The organism is Nitrospirota bacterium (genome assembly GCA_015233895.1).
In the GTDB taxonomy this organism is placed as follows: domain Bacteria; phylum Nitrospirota; class Thermodesulfovibrionia; order Thermodesulfovibrionales; family Magnetobacteriaceae; genus Magnetomonas.
This window is the reverse complement of record JADFXG010000017.1, coordinates 1-18,119: the sequence shown is the minus strand read 5'-3', so window position 1 is coordinate 18,119 and position 18,119 is coordinate 1. Positions and strand designations below refer to the sequence as shown.

Genomic DNA, 18,119 nt, shown 5'->3' with positions numbered 1-18,119 from the left:
AGCAACTTTTACAATATCCCCTTAACAGTTGACCAGTACAGTTTGTTATAAGTTAACTTCATCCAATGGAGCATTTTTGAAGGTGTTGTTGGTTTAGGAGGAGTAGTATAGTTGAACCAGATATAGCTGGCTGCATCAAATCCGCTTTCAACAAAACATAAGACCTTACCGTCATATTGCCGTAATGAAACCCCTGTTGTGATTTTAGATGTTATTATTTCGGCAACAACCTCTGATTCAAAGTGTGCAGTGGAACCAGCTTTACTTATTGGAATATTTGTTGTATCTCCAACAACAAAAACATCTTCGTGATTGTCGTTATTTAAGTATATCTTATCGGTAGGAACCCATCCATCCTTTCCAATTCCTGATGTTTCTATAACTTGTGAGCCTTTGTGAGGGGGGACAGCGATTAAGAGGTCATATCCAACCTCGGTGCCTTCCATAGAATGTACTATTTTTTTGTCAGCATCTATCCTCTCCATATTAAAGAGTGTTTCATATTTAATACCTTTTCTTTCAAATTCCTGGACTGCCCAGTTACTTACAGGTTCAAGTGCATGAACTCTGTTTATAGGGTATGTATAAAAAATTTCAGACTTATTAAGAATACCCTTTTGACTAAAATAATCATATAGCAGAAAAGTCATCTCAAGAGGTGCAACAGGGCATTTATGAGGAACACCTACTGATATAACAACCTTACCCCCGTTGAATCCTGCCAAAGTGTTGCGAAGCCTCTTCGCTTCATCCATAGTATAAAACGTGTGGCCACCTTCTGCTAAACCCGGTATTAGTTCAGGCACTGTTCTTGAGCCTGTAGCTATGACGAGATAGTCGTAATTTATATTACGCCCGGTCTCGGTAACAACCTTTTTGTTGTCCCTGTCAATATTTACTACAGGATCAATTAGTACATCAACGATTGGATCAACCAAAGTCCTCTGGTCCCTGACAATATCCTCTGGCAACATCCTGTCAAATGTGACATATAACAATCCTGGTTGATAAATATGGTAAGGCTTATCTGTTATCATATTTATTGTTACCTGCCCGACCTTTATTTTATCACGCAAGCTCCTTGCCAATAAGTTAGCAACAACAGTACCACCTGTACCGCCTCCCAAAATCACAATTTTTATAGCCACAATAGCTCTCTCCCTTTTGTTATATTATTTTACTTTCTGTACTATGATTCTCCAATGGTCTGACAGCTCCTCTATATCAACAAGCTTTTGACCAACTTTGTTTAACCATGAAGGTACGTCACTTGCAGATCCTTTTTCTGATGTGAACAGTTCGATAAATGATCCTACTTCTGCCGACCTGACCGCCTTGATTAACTCCATAAGTGGGCCTGGACAAGCACTACCTCTTGCATCTATTGATTGACTGATTTGTGTACTTTCCATAATCATGTCTCCTAAAATATTAAGGTTTAGATTGCTATGCAATCTGATTACAATATTTATTGTGAACAAAAAAATGCTCAGGATATAGGTGAATTTCAGTGTGCTTCCACCAAATATGTCTTTACCACGATTGTTAGGACTTGATGTTCTATGCTCCAGGCCAACTACCTTATAACAATATCACTATTGTCCACCTGAAAATTTTTAAGACGCCTGAAGTTTAACGTATGGCTGGTTAGTTATTGGATAGTTATTTTAAGAAAGTTTTTTTTATATAGGCATCCATATTAACCCCGGGTTTTATGCCCAATTTTGAAAATAGCACTTCACTAAACCTGTTATAGACTCTGTGAGCCTCCACGGTGTTTCCCATTTTAGTGTGGCAGAAAATCAAAGACCTGTAAAAATGTTCGGCAAGCTCATCAACCTTAACGGCTAACATGCAGTACTGCTGAGCCTCATACCATTGTTCTTTCTTAAGTGCACAAGAAACAGCCGCAGAAAGTATATCCATAAATTGATTTCTTAGCTTTACCCTTGTAGGTTTAATCCACGGATAGTTTTCATCTCCTGGCAAAAATTCACCGTTATAGAGTTCTATTGCCGTATCTGTAAGATTTCTTAAGAGGCTGATATTATCGTCACTTAATTCATTGTTATCTGATAAACGTTCCTTCATGGTTTTTGTGTGGATCTCATCAAGTAAAAAAACATCGGTCTGACAGTATCTGAAATCCAAAGAGACGTTTCCTCCGGAAAAAATAATTATCTCATTGTTTCCCAGAAATTGCCTGAGCTTATGCAGTGTAAATTTAAAAGACATATATGCCTCATCACCGTCTGAGTCAGGCCAAAGTATGTCGGATATATATGACTCATTAACTCCTGAGGTGTTTGAGGCTATCAGGGCTTTAAGTAAAGCCATAGCATTTTTCTGAGACTTACCTTTAGACACTATGGGGTTATCATCCTTAACAATATGAAATTTGCCAAACGTATAGAACCTGAAAAGAAAGGGCCACTCTTTAAGTTCATAATAAGGCTCCTCAGGTAATATTGAGCGTTCGCGTATTACCTTACGCACATATTCGGTCTCAATATCAGCTTTCAGCGCTTCAACAAAAAGTTGTCTCATTACTTTAGGCCGCCAAAATACCATATTTGTTATGTTTAATTGCGAACTCTTTTTTAGCGCCTTCTGTAACAGTACCAATCCCCGCTCTCTGTCGCCCAGTGTCAGGTAATAATATGCCTCAGGATATAAAAAAATAAAATCAATTTCAAAACCAATAACGCCCTCAACACTCTGACGCGACAGCGTCATATGATTTAAGGCATCGTCATACATTTTCATTTCAAAACAGGCTTGTGATAACCCAAGGTGAGTGTACATTGAAAGAAACGGGCCTTCGGTCATTTTAGCAAAAAACATCTGTAAGTTGCCGTTGTTAACTGCACCTGAGTAGTTCTCAAGAAGTAAATCCCTGTAAACCAGCACGCAGTGAAGGTTTGCCTGATCAAAGTAGCTGTTGGGAGGTAGTTTTGAAAAAGCATAATTTATAAACTCCTCCGCCTTGTCAAATTTTCCGTCCGATAATGCCCCATATGCTCCCAACGTACAAAGTACCGGTTCAAAAACAAAAACTCCATTTTCTGCCGATATGGTAAGCCCATTTTGGACAACATCCAAAAACTTCTTAATATTTGTGTCTATGATATGAAATTGTACGCATTCCACCATTGACCACATAAGCTGCGTCATGGGCTCAACGGAGTGATTTTTTAAAAAAGGAGTCATTTTCTTTACAATTGCCCTGCATGTTAGAAAAGTCCCCCTGTACATAAAAAATAGATGCAATTTTGCAGCCAGTCCTATTCTGACATTAAGGTCAATATCATTGTCCATTAATTCTAATGCTCTGTTTAGCCACACCTCGGCTGAAGCCATCTCAGGCTTACGGAAAATTAAAATACCTATCATAGAACTAACCACACTAATTTCAACATTAAGTGACGGAAAGTTGAAGTTCCTATCAACATTGGCATCAATCCAATCAATCCACTTGTCAAGTCTGAAAAAAATTCCACGCTCTACAAAGACGACATCAACATATCCTGACCATGAAAGCAATATTCCATCCATGTCTTTAATAGCAATAAAGCCGTTAAAAGCGTTTTCAAAAAGGCTGAGCGCCAGAGTGGTGTTAGTCGGGAAAAAGCAACAACCCTTAAAATACAAAAACCACGGCTGATTTTCTATAAGATTATCTGGAAGTGCATTTAGCCATCTCAGAAGTGTCTCTGTTCGTCCTTGCGTTAAAAATTGAGCTGCATTAAGCAAGATTATGGATGAAAGAGTTTCCCAGTCTGAGTTTTCAATACATAGCCCTGAGGCATCATCCGTAAAGTTATGTTTCATAAGAATTTCTATTGCCTTTCTTCTGATAGCACACTGCTCCTGCTGAGAAAAAAATGCATCTGCTTTTTCCAGTAAAAACAAGCGAAACAGAGGATGATAGCTGTACGTGGTTTCTTTTAAGCCGTGTTTTTCTATAAAATAATTCTTCTTTACCATGTAGTCCAACACTTTACCTGCGCCTGTGTAGCCGGATAGAGACTGTGCAACCTGAACCGTCATTTCCCGTATGTATGCTGTTTTAAGCAGAAACTCCTGAGTATTTTTTTCTAAAAAGCCAAAGATCTCTGAGGTAAAATAATTAAATATCGTCTCTCTGTTAGATGAAAGCCATGAGCTGTAGTCTCCGGAATTGAATTTTTCATTTCGTACGATAAGCGCAGACACCCAACCGTCTGATACGTTATACCTGCTATTAATTTCATCCTGAGACATTGTACCGTGCATATGGGTAAGCAAATCAGCTGTTTCCTGATATGTAAATTTTATGTCCTCCCATCCAAGATTATATACCTCGTTTCTTATTATCATAGGAGAAAATATCGGTAAAGGGGTTTCTCTGCTTATGATTATTACCCAAACATTTTCCTTTGGCAGGACAGATAAACCCGTGTAAACAATATTGTGCAGTTTAGAGTCATGTGAGAGGGCATGATAATCGTCAAGCACAATAATAAATGGAGTTGATACTTTCTGATACAACTCATTGAAGTAGTTTTCAGTAAATCTGGAAACTCCGCCGAGATACTCCGGAGTGAGCAGAGGCAATTGCTTTTTTTTATTACGTCCGGCTTTTTTTGCAGCTATTCCCATAGTATAAAAAAAAGAAGCTATATCATCATCGTAACTATCAATTCGATACCAAATACACGTAATGTTCTTACTGTCAATAAAACTGGAGACAAGCGTAGTCTTACCAGAGCCTGCAGGGCCGCTTACCCACAGCACCTTCCTTTTCAAACCCTCGGTCAGCTTATCATCAATACGTTCCCTGTAAAAGACATTATACAGAACCGGTTTTGATATTTTATGTATAGATATGTTTTCCAATAGTCAGTAACCTACCCTCGAAAGGGTGAAACAGTCATGTACTGCTATAATAGAACATAGTTTGTTATTACTGCAACTATAACCTGTTGAACCATGAATCACCGCCGCCTGCATTTGCTTGTGACTGCTACTTGATATAAACCAATTCATTTTCAAATTTGACTTTGGCTGTTCGATTCGTTTACACTAAACCAGTCACAATTTAAGAAAACGGAGTGTATTATGATTGTAACAGCAGTAACCGTGTATGTTAAACCGGAGCATATTGGTGATTTTATAGAGGCAACCGGAAAAAACCATGAGGCCTCAGTAAAAGAACCCGGCAATATGCGCTTTGACGTTTTACAGTGTAAGGATGACCCCGGAAGATTTCTGCTCTATGAGGCGTATGAATCTGAGGCGGCATCAAAAGCACATAAAGACACCAGCCACTACCTCCTGTGGCGTAAAACCGTAGAGCCGTGGATGGACAAGCCCAGAGAGGGTGTTGCCCACTCTGTAATCTACCCCACAGCAAGGACAATGTGGTGATAAATCCATTTACTTTTGCTAAAACTCCTTATGTTTACTTTGGCGACGGCAAATTCCAAACACTTGGTAAAATTGTTGCCAATACCGCAAAAACCATAATTCTACTGACAGGCGGTAAATCTCTGGTTAACTCAGGTAAATTTGAGGCGCTCTCAGATGATTTACAAAAACACGCCGTTACCTTTTATCATGAAACCATAACGGCTGAACCCACCCCTGAACTAATTGATAAAATAGCTGATAAATACCGCAATAACAATATTGGTGCAGTGCTGGCTATTGGCGGAGGCAGTGTCATTGATGCAGGTAAAGCGGTCTCAGCAATGTTACCTGTTAACGGTTCCGTCTTTGACTATCTTGAGGGTGTGGGTAAGGGGCTAAACCACAGCGGTAAAAAGCTCCCCTTTATTGCCGTTTCAACAACTGCCGGTACCGGGAGTGAGGCCACTAAAAACGCTGTACTCAGCCGTGTTGGCGTAAATGGTTTCAAGCGGTCACTAAGACACGACAACTTTGTGCCTGATGTGGCAGTTATTGATCCACGTCTTCATCTGTCTTGTCCTTCAGGCGTTACCTCTGCTTGTGCTATGGATGCATTTACTCAACTTTTGGAATCATTTCTCTCCACTAAAGCATCTCCCGTTACAGATGCGCTTTCTATGGATGCTATCCGCCTTTGCCGCAAAAACATTGTGCTCTGTGCGACAACCCACGCTGATGACCTTAATGTGCGGGCATCTATGGCTTATGCCGCTTTTATTTCAGGAGTAACACTGGCTAATGCCGGTCTTGGCGTTGTGCATGGCTTTGCCTCATCCATAGGAAGTTATTTTGAAATACCTCACGGTGTTGTCTGTGGAACACTTGTAGGCGCCTGTACAAGAAAAAATATTGCCCGTCTAAAAGAAGCCGCTAAAGATATGCCCTCTGCCAATGCCGCTCTCCATAAATATGCGCAAGCAGGAGCCAGTCTTACAGACTCACCGTATGATGATATAAATGCCAATTTAAACTCTCTTACCGGCAAAATTGATGAGTGGACTGAATTGCTTAAAATTCCAAAATTATCGGCTTATGGTATAAAATCAGCCGATTTTGAAAAGATAGCCTCCGAAACCGGCATTAAAGAAAACCCGGTCTCTCTGTCTAAAAATGACCTTATTGAAATTTTAACTGAACGATTATAGAATAATTAGGTTGTTTTTTGAGGGGTTAATTTAAGTGTTGTTCCTTTTGAAGATATTCGCTTAATTTTTCAATGTTTTTCAGCTTTATTCGTTCACATGATGTCTCTATTAATCCTTTGTTTCTGAACTTAATAATGGTTCTTGATACAGAGACCCTTGTAGAGCCGGTCATATCGGCTATCTCCTGGTGTGTCAGTGAGATTTTTAACATATCGCCATCGGCATATTTAAGCAGCAAGGATGCAATGCGGGTTTCTATGTCCATAAATATCATATCTCGCAGCATGTTTTCCATGTTGAGCCTTTTGTCGCCTATCATCTGTATAAGTTTAATTGCAAGGTCAGGCCTGGATTTTAAAAAACCCTCAAAAGTCTCTTTTTTTATTTCAAGCCCTGAGCAGTTATCCATAGCATCTGCCCCTGTGCTTCTTTCCTTTTCCCCGGCAAGTGTCATTTCACCAAAGAATTCACCTGGCTCCACTATATCAAGAATAAACACTCTGCCGTCATAATTTATCTTTGAAAGTTTTATGTAACCACTCTCTAAAAAAAACAACGACTTTGACTCCAAACCCTGCATATAAAGGGTCTGTTCTTTTTTTAAATTGAATGGTTTGGATTGTTTGTGTAAAGAGGTGAGTTCCCCGCCGCTTGTTGACAAAAATAGCGGGTGAGTCTCAAACATAACTATTTTTTTAGATTTATTTTCTACCGGATATCTCATTTTGTACCATTCATGCCATCTAACATATTATACCATAAGTGCTAAAGTTTGGAGATTGCAGACGCTTTACCCTGCGTTTAATACATTTGTGTTTGTGGATAAATAGTATATAAATTTTATTACTTTTTTCCGATAATATGGTTACAAAAGCTAAAAAGTTTTTTATTGACTAACATTTTTTCTATTGACAAGTAATTTTGATATTTGTTAATTTAGCTAAGTGAATCTATTGCAAATTAAAATTGAAACGATAGATTCGTATGTTTTGCTAAAAAGGAACCTAGTTAGTTGTGTCATCTGTCTGCCTGTCTGTCGCAAAGCAATACGCGCAGTAGTAACGCCGCAATCTCCGTACAAAACACTGTTTTCTCTTGTTTATGTAAATTTTGCTATGAATCAAATCATAAACACCAACTGTGCTTGTGTTCACAAAGCGTTCTTAATAAAAACTTCAGGCTATATTGGCAATTAAATTAATTTCATGATGATTTAATTAGGTTAAAGGGGGCTGTGCTATGGCGACAAGAGTGATGAGAGCAATACTGTGTTTGGTGGTGGTTTTTATGCTTTTTCCCATATTAGGCAAGCTTTCATTAAATCACCTTTTTGAATTTGCTGATGCAGAAGCATTTTCGTATTTCAGTGAAGCAAATACTCACTATAAAAATGGTGTTGCTGCTCTTAAAAATGGTGATTGTGAACTCGCCATTGCATCTTTTAAGAAAGCAATAATGACTGAGCCGACTGATCAATCCATAAAGGTGGGAATGTTCACAGAAGAGTACTCACCAAATAAGATGTTAAAAGAAGCAGAGAAGACATGTGCCGTTGCCTCCTCCTCTCCTAAAACAGATGCCCAAAAAGATACACCGCAGTCAGCACCCTCGCCCCCACCATTAACTATAGCTCTTAAGGGGCCTGTGGAAAATAATCTAACATTTGCAAATAACATTGAATCAGTTGAAATAAGCGGTTCAATAAAGGGCGGCAAAGGTAAGGTTAAGTTGCTTATTGATGGTCAGGAAATCCCGATTGATGAAAATAAGATTTTTTCAGCTACCGTGCCCTTGCTTGGAGGCGAGAATAAATTCAACATATTGGCCGTTGATGAAGGTGGAAAAACATTTACGAAAAAACTTGTTTTAGTAAAAGCGCAAGAACAAGTTGCTCAGAAACCATTGCCGACACAATCTCCATCACCATCACCCTCTCCCACACCACATATTATAGTGAAGAATACTACGCCTCCTTTGATTTCAGACATAAAAGTAAATAATAATAACTATAATGCTCAAGGCAATGTTGTTAGCGGTCAAAAAGCAGTTGTAAAAGCCTCTGTCTCAGGCAAATCAGCAATAGCTTTGGTTTATATAAATGGCGCTGAAGCAAGTATGGAAAAAGAGGGTGAATTTTATTCAACAGTACTACTTAAGCAAGGACAAAGTGAAATTGAGATAACAGCAGTCGATTTGGATAGAAATAAAACTATCAAGACAGTAAAAATTATAAAAGAAGATAAACTTCCTTTTGAACTGAAAGGCAGGTATTTTGCTCTCATAATAGGAATAAACAAATACAAAAATATCCCGGGTCTTACTACAGCAGTTGGGGATGCTAAGAAGGTTGCTGAGGTACTTAAAGATAAGTATGGTTTTGAAGTAAAAACAATGCTTGATGAGAATGCAACGAAGGACAATATAATAGATGAAATAAACATGTACAGAGAGAAGCTTTCAGCAGACGATAAGTTTCTTGTTTACTATGCAGGACACGGGTATTTTGAAAAGGGTAACCAGAAAGGTTATTGGCTGCCTGTTGACGCTGTAGACAGCAGAACGACTAAATGGATTTTAGTTGATGAGATAACATCAGAGCTGAATCTTATAAGAGCGAAACAAATATTAATAGTAGCAGACAGTTGTTATTCAGGGACATTTAATAGGGGTGTTGAGATAAGGCTAACATCAAACAACTCCAAAGGTGCAAATATAAACTACCAGGATGACAGAGTTGAATATGTGAAAAAAATGCTTTTTAAAGCAAGCAGAACACTTATGGCAAGCGGTGGAAATGAGCCTGTGTCTGATGACGGAGGCAGTGGGCATTCTATATTTGCTTCGGCTTTTTTAGATGGACTTTTAAATATTGAGGATAATTTCTTTACAGCTGAGGAGTTTTTTGTAAAACAACGAGTGAAAGAGAGAGTTCTTGGAAAAGGAAACCAGACACCAGAATATAATGCTATCAGAAATTCTGGTGATGACGGAGGTGACTTCGTGTTTGTGAAAAAGAAGTGATTAGGTAAGTTTTGTAAAAGTGGAATACTTAATGATTAATTAGATGAAGCTCACTATGAGTTTATAATAAGTTTTGTAAATGGAGGCAATCAGTTGTTTATTAATCTTATCAGAACAGAAACTTTAAAGAAAAAGTCGTTAGGGATTGTTATTTTATTCATTTCAATATTGTTGTTTGTATCCCAGGCACTAGCCATAGACAATACGTTTGAGTGGGTGGGTGTGGATTTTAACTTTTCACCTCCCGGGGCAAGAGCATTGGGTATGGGTGGAGCATTTGTTAGCACAGCAGATGACACTACTGCTCCTATAGCAAACCCGGCTGGTACAGCCCAGCTTGATAAAATGCAAATATCGTTACAATATAGCGATGGCACTCAAAATGGTAACAGCGGGTCATATCACTATAGCGGCGTTGGCGGTCCTAATGATATTGTTACAGTTGGCCAAACCACAGAACGTGGAACATCCTCAAAACTATCGTATGGCTCATTTTCGACACCGATTTTTAATAAAGCATTAAATATAGCCTTATTTTATAGCAAAACTGGTGATATAGTTAAAAATTCTACAGTTTCTTTTCACAACTCTACCAACGGGTATGCAATCTGGCCAATTGAAACCAATCTATCTATAGATGAATACGGTCTTAGTTTATCTAAAAGTTTTTTTGACAATAAACTCATGTTTGGAGCCGGGCTTAGCTCAATACATATGACTTTAAAAAGTTCTTTTTCTGAATCAATAGCGGGTGGTTTTGCAACATCATCTGACACAACATATTTTTCAGATAACAATAATTCTTCCAATGGTTCTGGTGCAAAAGTGGGTTACCGCTTTGGTATTCTCTATAAGCCGCTGTCATGGTTAAACTTTGGCGTAAACGGTGCCATCATGCCTGAGTATGATTATAAAACTTCATATAATATAACAGGTTTTTTAAATAGTTTAGGCAGCTTGGGTGGCGCCCAGGTAATCTCGTATAATTTTACAAACAAACTTAAAGTTCCTGACTCCTATTCATTTGGTGTTTCCGTGAGACCCATACAGAACTTGCTGATATCCACAGAAGCGAAATATGTGTTGTATTCACAACTAATGAGAGATTTTCACGTCGCATACGATGCATATACGGGTTCAACAAGTGATCCAAGAGCGACATATTCTGCTTCAGATTTTAAAATCAATGATATAGTTGAGTACCATTTAGGGACTGAATATATGTTTAACATCACAAAAGAATTACCGTTAGCCGTGAGGCTTGGCACCTATTATGTACCAAAACATTCATTGGAATGTACCACAAATCAGAATATGAAAGATTTAGGCTTTGACGGTGGTAAGAATCTTTGGCATGTAACCGGAGGTGTTGGAACAGTAATAGTAAATCATTTACAGCTTGATTTAGCAGTTGATTTAGCAGATATAAACAATAAGTTCATTGTATCTTCAGTGTATCAATTCTAGTGCAATTACTGGGGAATGATTTCAAAGTTAAGAAACACTCCTCTGTAATAATTCAACAGCATCTTTTGAGTTTTTTATAAATGAGAAAAGTATCGGAATTGTTTTTGATGGAATATTATGGAGACTGTAATGACTTATTTGGTAAAGTACAAAGGACTATTTTATTACATAATTGTGTTAACAGCGGTAGTGTTATTTTTGCTTTACGGAATACATAAAGGTGCTTGCGTTACAACCTCATCTCAGAACATTTCAGGCAGTACAGATACATATGCATTAACACTTGGTGGCAGTTCTAACGATGCCGCTTACTCTATATCAAGCACAACAGATGGCGGATTCATAGTTGGAGGTTACACATGGTCATTTGGTTATGGTAACAAAGACATGATGGTAATTAAGATGAGTAAATCTAACTCAATAGACTGGCAATACACATACGGGGGAGCTGATAACGACAGTGTTCAATCAATAAAACAAACAACAGATGGTGGTTATGTTGTTGCAGGTTATACTAATTCTTTTGGTGCCGGCTGCTATGATATGTGGATATTGAAGTTAGACTCTGCCGGAACGCCAACATGGCAGAACACTTATGGTGGACATGGTACATGCTACAACGTAATAGGTTGTTCCAACACAGGAGCTGGCATATCAGGCATAGAATATGCTAAATCCATAGAGCAAACATCTGATGGCGGATATATTGTATTAGGTTATACAGGCACCTTCGGTGCAGGTTCAGATGATATATGGGTGCTTAAGCTTAATTCTAACGGAACTATAAAGTGGCAAAAAACGTATGGGACTACAGAAGTAGAAAATTCTTATTCCATAAAGCAGATATCAGACGGTGGGTACATCATTGCAGGAAACAGGATATCTGTATGTGATTTAACTGCTGATATTTTATTTATCAGATTAGATGCTGATGGTAATGTGATATGGGCAAAGACGTACGGTAATGGAAATCAGTCCTTTACATTTTCAGCAATAGAGAGTATCTATGGTGGGTACATTGTTGCTGGTTACACTAACGCTTTTGGGACAGGGGATGAGGATGTATGGGTGCTTAAATTAGATCCCACTGGAGCCATAGAGTGGCAAAAAACGTACGGCGGTACTGGAAATGACTTTGCTTACTCTATCCTTCAGACAACCGATGGAGGCTATCTTGTAGCCGGAAGCACTAATTCTTTCGGATCAGGCGCTTATGACGTATGGGCTTTGAAGCTATTTAGTAATGGTGAGATTCAGTGGCAAAATGCTTATGGTGGACCTGGCGATGATTTTGCGAGCTCTTATTCTATTGCTCAGACATCTTATGGCGGCTACTTGTTAGCTGGAAACACTGACTCTTACGGAGCTGGAGGTTCTGATTTCTGGGTTGTTAAAGTTGCACCTGATGGCTCCTCAGGTTCATTTACAACTCACACTCAGGCACTTTCCGCAAACACGTATATAACTGGAAAGGATATTGTGTTAATGTCGTTAAATACAGGTGTCACACCTACACCCACTAATGTATCACCAGTTAAGAGCTCTGTAATTATGGGACTTCAGAACTAAAGACATTTAAGTCTCTAACAGGAATCCACTAAGTTGTTTACAGTTTGTTTCATATACACACTTGATTTTCTGTAATAATTTGTGTTTATTTATATGAGTGTGTTTATAGAAATTTTGACTGAGGTGCAGTTGGTTTGATAGGAGAGTACTTAACAAGGTGTCGAAATGAGGCTGGAGTTTCCATTGAGGATCTTTCAAAGAGAACTCGTATACGTTTGTATTATCTCAGAGCGCTTGAAAAAGAGGAATTTCATAAAATCCCCGGTGAGACTTATGTCAAAGGCCACATACAGACATATCTTAAAGCTCTCGGACTGGATCCTTCCGAGGGACTGAGGGTATATCATGGTGAGAGCAATAAAGTACAGACAGACACTCACAGCGTTACTAAGACCAATGATTTTATCTCCATCAAGACTGATACTGTAAAACCGGTAAAATCATATAAATATCTAAATGCGGTGATTATCATTTTGATAGCCTGTCCGGTTGTTTATTTTTTGTATAGCCACAAATTTAAAAGTCCGCGGTTAAAAACAGATATTATTAACAAAGCACAAACAAATATCAAAGAATTTATAGATACAGTTAACTCGTCAAACCATGACAACACACCTCAAGCGGTGCATCAGACAGTGCCTCAACCGGCTAAGGATACCTCCGCACAAGTAACACAGGTGCAGCAGCCTGCCGTTAGTCCGTCTCCGGTTGCAACTAATGCAAAACGGCATACTCTGTCGCTGAAGGCATCGGATTTAACGTGGCTCAGTGTTAAAATAGACGGCAAAGAAACAAAACAAATGTTTCTCAAACCTCTGGAAACTGTGCAATGGGTCGCTGATGACAATTTTGTATTAAAACTGGGTAATGCCGGAGGCGTTAAAATAGTTTTCGACGGTAAAGAGCTGGATGGTTACGGGCAAAAGGGAAGCGTTGTTACCTTGGAACTGCCCCCAAAACCAACACCCTCTGAAGTACCAAATCCAGAGTAAGTTAACCAATAAACCCGCAATCACATCAGCTTGACTTTATGTACCGGGTATTTGTTTAATAAGACAACATTGTAAATTGTTAAACCGCGTGAAGGGGGTCTAAGATGGACTTATCACTTTTTACAGTTTTCACGGCAGGGATTTTGACGTTTCTTGCTCCGTGTGTGCTTCCGATTGTACCAGCTTACCTGTCTTTTATTGCTGGAGTGGAGGGTGGTGCGGATTCCGGCAGCGTTAAACGAAATATAGCTAAAACTCTCGTTCCAATATGTTTTTTTGTGCTGGGGTTTTCTGTGGTGTTTATTATTATGGGGGCAACTGCTACAGCACTTGGGCGTTTTCTTGTTGACTACCAGCAGTACATAAACCGCATAGGCGGTGCTCTCGTTATATTTTTTGGCCTACACTTTACAAACCTTTTTTTGCGGGAGGATTTTGTTAAAATCTTTGCAGGAATTGGACTTCTCATAGCCGGAGCGTTTGCTTTTGAATTTATCGGGCAGCAGGATTTTATGGCAGTTATGGGCGCCTGGGCTATTGTGTTTGCACTGTATTTTTTTTCAGCCCATTTGCTTCTTTACAGACAGCTTAAAGCAGAGAATAATGCGGCGGCTGGTGTGTTTAGCTCATTTGTCGTGGGGCTTACCTTTGGTGCCGGCTGGAGCCCCTGCATTGGTCCAATTCTCGGCTCAGTCCTGCTTTTAGCCTCAAGACAGAGCACAGTCTATCAGGGTATGCTGTTTCTTGCCGTGTTTTCACTGGGATTAGGGATTCCTTTTATAATTGCCGGAGCTTTCTGGGCAACATTTCTTAATTTTGTCAGAAAATTTGGTAAATTCTTTGCTCTTGTTGAAGTTCTGGGCGGTGTTTTATTGATAACTCTTGGGTTACTGCTGCTTACCGGAAAACTCTCTGTTCTTTCTGCATGGTAAACAGATTTGGGAAATGTCTTTAAAAGATCTCTAAAAGTTGTTGTAGGCTTTGTACTACTTGCATTAATGGCTTTGGTTGTTCTTTCATGCGGCTCAGGCGGTGGAGGCGGTGGTTCGTCATCCTCAGGCTCCACATATTTCTCCACCACAACGACAACTACCTCCACAGCCTCCGGCACAACACCCGGTTGGCATAATCAGGGGCTGAATTGTCTATACTGTCATAGCACTGTGTTTGCCGGCAGCACCAAGCAATTACTTATCGGAGGGACAGTGTTTAAAACCGTAACTGTTTCAGACACTGATAATGTATCCAATGCCTGTAATGCTAATGTTCATGTACAATTGGTTGATCCTTCTTTTACTGTTGTTTACGACTCATTAAATTACGTTGATACAGTGTCAAATGCAGATAATGGGACAGGAAACATATTTATTCTTTCAAGAAAACTTTCATCCTTAACCGGAGAGTATTACATGCGGCTTGTGACAGGCGACAATATAACAATCGGCCAAAGCAGGAATCTTCATACATTTACAAGCAATTACGACAATTCAACTCCAGCTGACTTATTAAACAGATACTCGTGTAACGTTTGTCATAATGCAACGCCACAATTCAATGCAGACGGCCGTTTGTATCCCAATATAGACGCATCCAAATGTAATTAATGGAGGCACACAGACGAGCATGGCGTGTAATTGCTATAGACTTGCGATAAGAGGAACGTACTTTGGCTCTATTTTACTTGTGCTGATGGCTCTGCTTACGGTTTCGTGCGGCTCAGGCAGTGGAGGCGGCAGTAGCAGCTCATCCGCATCGTCCTCCAGCTCAAACACCGGTTGGCACAATCAGGGCAGGGATTGTCTGTACTGTCACAATACTGATCTTGAAACTAACAGACATCTGCTTATCGGAGGAACTGTATTTAAGTCAGTTACTGTATCAGACGTTGATAATGTAACAGATGCCTGTAACACCACACTGTATGTTCAATTTGTAGATAGTACTTTAAACGTGGTTTACGACTCCTCAAACTACACCGACGCGTCATCCACCGGAGGTAATGGAACAGGAAATATATTTATTCTGTCAAGAAAACTTTCATCCTTAACCGGAAACTACTACGTGCGGCTGATAACAAGCGATGGTACCGTAATCGGTAACAGCAGGAGCCGCCACATCTTTACAAGTGCTTATAACAATTCAAATCCATCCGATTCATCGAACATGTACTCATGTAACGCTTGCCATACGGCAGTGCCTCAGGGTGGCGCTGACGGTTATTTGTATCCCAACATAAACTCATCAAAATGTAATTAAAGGAGGTAGAGAATGTTTACAAAACTTGTAAAAATATCACTGATTGCTTTTGCTCTGATTGTCTGTACGGTTACTTTTGCATACGCAATAACTATGGAGGGTCAGCCGGCGATTGACTTTAAACTTCCAGGGTTGTTTGATACATCAAAGGTGTATTCGCTGTCGGATTTTGCCGGTAAAGTGGTTCTTCTAAATATATGGGCTAGTTGGTGTACCGGCTGTCAGGATGAAATGCCTGAGTTTATCACGCTTGCCGATGAGTTTAAAGACAAGGGGCTCGCTATTGTGGCAGCGTCTGTTGACAATAATGCCGCTAAAGCCGTTGATTTCCTTAAAGGACTTGAGGCTAAAACCGGTAAAAATTTAAACTTCACCGTTTTGTACGACAAAGACAAGAAAATCGCAAATGATTACAAACCTCGTGGTATGCCTGCCACATATCTGATAGATAAAACCGGTAAAATTGCAAATATTTTCCCTGGGTCATTTACAGCTGCAAATATCGGCACTCTCAAATCTGCAATTGGGGCTTTACTCAAATGAAACTGATTACTTTAGCGATAGTGATTATTGCAGTTGCCTTTTTATCGTCGTGTTCAGAAAAACTTGCCATAGTTAAGCCGTATGAGAGGGAGTTTTTGGCTGAGGACAGGATGTTTTTTAGCCCGATGGAGGGAAGGAGCGAGTTGGAGGGGCACGTGTTTTTGATTAGAGAGGCTGCTGAGGGCGGTGAGGGGACATTTCAGGGAGGATGCGGCTGCAGATGAGGCGGCATAAGAAATTATCTAAAATTGGCGCTCTGCTTTTCCTTACTCTATTGGTGCTTCTTTCCTTAGCGCTCCTTAGCGCTGAGGAGTTAAAAGACAAAATCTCTCTCGGTTATGATTTCTACTATGATAGCGGCGACACTAAAGTATATTCTCCAAACATAGGAATTTACAAAAGAATAACCAGCAACTTTCTTCTAGGAGGTAAATTCAGTGTAGATGCCATCACCTCTGCGACCATGTATAACGGAGGGCGGAAAAAGGCCGTTGATGCCGTGACAAGCGCTACCCGAAAGCATGGGACATTTGACGAGGTGCGGTATGCTCCCAATTTCTTTGCCATGTACAAGGATTACGAAAACACATTAACACTTGGTGGCTACTATTCCACTGAAAGGGATTATACAGGGCGCTCGGTATATGCCGATTATACAAGACTTCTTAATGAGCAAAACACAGCTTTGGGGTTGTCTGTGTCTTATGCTTTTGACAAGTGGCATCCATCGTTTGCAAGAGCACTCTCAACAGATGACAGAAATGAAGCTGAAATAGATATGTCTGTTACCCAACTGTTTTCTCCCACATTTTCCGGGCAGTTTATTTATTCATTTATAGATAAAGACGGCTATATGGCCTCTCCCTACTACTACCTGACCACAACTACATTCACCGTATTTGAGCGCTACCCTCAGCAAAGGATAGGCCACGCACTGGCGCTTAAACTTGTAAAGGCTCTTGATCCCCTTACAAGCCTGCACTTTAAGTACAGACTCTATACCGACACGTGGGATATAAACGCTCACACGTTTGAGGCTGAACTATATCGTGAAATCTCAAAAACGGTAACTCTTGGGGCAAGATACAGGTTTTATACACAAGGGGCTGCCGACTTCATGAAATCCATCAGCCAGTATAAAAGAGATGACCAATACATAGGAGTTGACTACAGATATAGCGCCTTTAATTCAAACACCGTTGGGCTTGCACTTATCCTTAAACCCAAAACGGCTGAGACAGCCTTTATAGATTTAAGCAAGATGAAAATAAAGTGCAGCGCCGATTATTACGTCACATCTAAAAACGATTACATCAGGTACTGGTACAATATGGACAGAATGAGAGCGCTGTTTACGTCTCTGACAATAGACTACGAGTTCTGAAATAACAATTTAATTTATCTGTGTGTATCTGTGTCCATCTATAGTTAAAACTTTTTTACTGATTTTAGGCAGCCTGTAGGGATAAATTCATTAAACTGTGTCAAGTCTGAAACTCCGTCACACAGTGATATCCAATATTAGCCTGCCCTCGAAAAATAAAGCAGGTTGAGAAATAGTTTGGCTCCAGTTTCTTAAAGGCTGGCTCCATTTTTCTGAACAGGGGCATCCCCTATGGGGAGGTTCTGAATCGACAGATACAGGAGCTTTAGAAGTGCGGTTTCGCTGGAGAAA

General features: G+C 39.7%; 16 protein-coding genes. 12 read left to right on the top strand and 4 right to left on the bottom strand.

Features of this window, described 5'->3' with window-relative positions:
- Positions 1–8: 8 nt before the first annotated feature.
- From HQK88_11450 to HQK88_11440, 3 genes are all read right to left on the bottom strand, one after another.
- Positions 9–1,148, bottom strand: a complete 1,140-nt coding sequence (locus tag HQK88_11450; protein ID MBF0617417.1) for an NAD(P)/FAD-dependent oxidoreductase — start codon at positions 1,146–1,148, stop codon at positions 9–11.
- A gap of 24 nt (positions 1,149–1,172) precedes the next feature.
- The gene (locus HQK88_11445) at positions 1,173–1,418 is read right to left on the bottom strand and encodes a sulfurtransferase TusA family protein (protein ID MBF0617416.1); all 246 of its coding nucleotides are present in this window, start codon (positions 1,416–1,418) and stop codon (positions 1,173–1,175) included.
- A 244-nt stretch (positions 1,419–1,662) separates the two neighbouring features.
- Positions 1,663–4,878 (bottom strand): hypothetical protein, encoded by a 3,216-nt coding sequence (locus tag HQK88_11440; protein ID MBF0617415.1) that lies wholly within the window; start codon positions 4,876–4,878, stop codon positions 1,663–1,665.
- 222 nt (positions 4,879–5,100) lie between these two features.
- Between HQK88_11440 and HQK88_11435 the strand changes: the two genes are divergently transcribed.
- Both HQK88_11435 and HQK88_11430 read left to right on the top strand, forming a co-directional pair.
- Positions 5,101–5,409, top strand: coding sequence for an antibiotic biosynthesis monooxygenase (locus HQK88_11435; GenBank protein MBF0617414.1), 309 nt, complete (start codon positions 5,101–5,103; stop codon positions 5,407–5,409).
- Complete coding sequence (locus tag HQK88_11430) at positions 5,406–6,596, top strand: iron-containing alcohol dehydrogenase (GenBank protein ID MBF0617413.1); 1,191 nt, start codon at positions 5,406–5,408, stop codon at positions 6,594–6,596. Before HQK88_11435 ends, HQK88_11430 begins: the two co-directional genes overlap by 4 nt.
- 25 nt (positions 6,597–6,621) lie before the next feature.
- On the opposite strand, the gene HQK88_11425 is transcribed toward HQK88_11430, so the two are convergent.
- Complete coding sequence (locus HQK88_11425) at positions 6,622–7,320, bottom strand: Crp/Fnr family transcriptional regulator (GenBank protein MBF0617412.1); 699 nt, start codon at positions 7,318–7,320, stop codon at positions 6,622–6,624.
- Between the two features lie 563 nt (positions 7,321–7,883).
- Here HQK88_11425 and HQK88_11420 point away from each other — a divergent pair.
- From HQK88_11420 to HQK88_11375, 10 genes are all read left to right on the top strand, one after another.
- Positions 7,884–9,617 (top strand): caspase family protein, encoded by a 1,734-nt coding sequence (locus HQK88_11420; GenBank protein MBF0617411.1) that lies wholly within the window; start codon positions 7,884–7,886, stop codon positions 9,615–9,617.
- 93 nt (positions 9,618–9,710) lie between these two features.
- Positions 9,711–11,084 carry an outer membrane protein transport protein gene (locus HQK88_11415; GenBank protein MBF0617410.1) on the top strand — a complete coding sequence of 458 codons (1,374 nt, stop codon included), beginning with the start codon at positions 9,711–9,713 and terminating at the stop codon, positions 11,082–11,084.
- Positions 11,085–11,213: 129 nt separating this feature from the next.
- Positions 11,214–12,653 carry a hypothetical protein gene (locus HQK88_11410; protein ID MBF0617409.1) on the top strand — a complete coding sequence of 480 codons (1,440 nt, stop codon included), beginning with the start codon at positions 11,214–11,216 and terminating at the stop codon, positions 12,651–12,653.
- A 134-nt stretch (positions 12,654–12,787) separates the two neighbouring features.
- Positions 12,788–13,645, top strand: a complete 858-nt coding sequence (locus HQK88_11405; protein MBF0617408.1) for a helix-turn-helix domain-containing protein — start codon at positions 12,788–12,790, stop codon at positions 13,643–13,645.
- 104 nt (positions 13,646–13,749) lie between these two features.
- The gene (locus tag HQK88_11400; GenBank protein ID MBF0617407.1) at positions 13,750–14,577 is read left to right on the top strand and encodes a cytochrome c biogenesis protein CcdA; all 828 of its coding nucleotides are present in this window, start codon (positions 13,750–13,752) and stop codon (positions 14,575–14,577) included.
- Positions 14,578–14,583: 6 nt separating this feature from the next.
- Positions 14,584–15,249, top strand: coding sequence for a hypothetical protein (locus HQK88_11395; protein ID MBF0617406.1), 666 nt, complete (start codon positions 14,584–14,586; stop codon positions 15,247–15,249).
- 19 nt (positions 15,250–15,268) lie between these two features.
- Complete coding sequence (locus HQK88_11390; GenBank protein ID MBF0617405.1) at positions 15,269–15,901, top strand: hypothetical protein; 633 nt, start codon at positions 15,269–15,271, stop codon at positions 15,899–15,901.
- Positions 15,902–15,913: 12 nt separating this feature from the next.
- On the top strand, positions 15,914–16,444 hold the full coding sequence (locus HQK88_11385; protein ID MBF0617404.1) for a TlpA family protein disulfide reductase: 531 nt from the start codon (positions 15,914–15,916) through the stop codon (positions 16,442–16,444).
- Positions 16,441–16,668 carry a DUF4266 domain-containing protein gene (locus tag HQK88_11380; protein MBF0617403.1) on the top strand — a complete coding sequence of 76 codons (228 nt, stop codon included), beginning with the start codon at positions 16,441–16,443 and terminating at the stop codon, positions 16,666–16,668. The genes HQK88_11385 and HQK88_11380 overlap by 4 nt, the downstream gene beginning before the upstream one ends.
- On the top strand, positions 16,665–17,828 hold the full coding sequence (locus tag HQK88_11375) for a DUF3570 domain-containing protein (GenBank protein MBF0617402.1): 1,164 nt from the start codon (positions 16,665–16,667) through the stop codon (positions 17,826–17,828). Before HQK88_11380 ends, HQK88_11375 begins: the two co-directional genes overlap by 4 nt.
- Positions 17,829–18,119: the final 291 nt, after the last annotated feature.

Excerpts from the sequence above, each read along its gene's own strand:
- HQK88_11445 (MBF0617416.1), bottom strand. The coding sequence starts at position 1,418 with ATGATTATGGAAAGTACACAAATCAGTCAATCAATAGATGCAAGAGGT.
- HQK88_11410 (MBF0617409.1), top strand. The coding sequence starts at position 11,214 with ATGACTTATTTGGTAAAGTACAAAGGACTATTTTATTACATAATTGTG.
- HQK88_11390 (MBF0617405.1), top strand. The coding sequence starts at position 15,269 with ATGGCGTGTAATTGCTATAGACTTGCGATAAGAGGAACGTACTTTGGC.
- HQK88_11435 (MBF0617414.1), top strand. The coding sequence starts at position 5,101 with ATGATTGTAACAGCAGTAACCGTGTATGTTAAACCGGAGCATATTGGT.
- HQK88_11380 (MBF0617403.1), top strand. The coding sequence starts at position 16,441 with ATGAAACTGATTACTTTAGCGATAGTGATTATTGCAGTTGCCTTTTTA.
- HQK88_11400 (MBF0617407.1), top strand. The coding sequence starts at position 13,750 with ATGGACTTATCACTTTTTACAGTTTTCACGGCAGGGATTTTGACGTTT.
- HQK88_11375 (MBF0617402.1), top strand. The coding sequence starts at position 16,665 with ATGAGGCGGCATAAGAAATTATCTAAAATTGGCGCTCTGCTTTTCCTT.
- HQK88_11385 (MBF0617404.1), top strand. The coding sequence starts at position 15,914 with ATGTTTACAAAACTTGTAAAAATATCACTGATTGCTTTTGCTCTGATT.
- HQK88_11420 (MBF0617411.1), top strand. The coding sequence starts at position 7,884 with ATGCTTTTTCCCATATTAGGCAAGCTTTCATTAAATCACCTTTTTGAA.
- HQK88_11425 (MBF0617412.1), bottom strand. The coding sequence starts at position 7,320 with ATGAGATATCCGGTAGAAAATAAATCTAAAAAAATAGTTATGTTTGAG.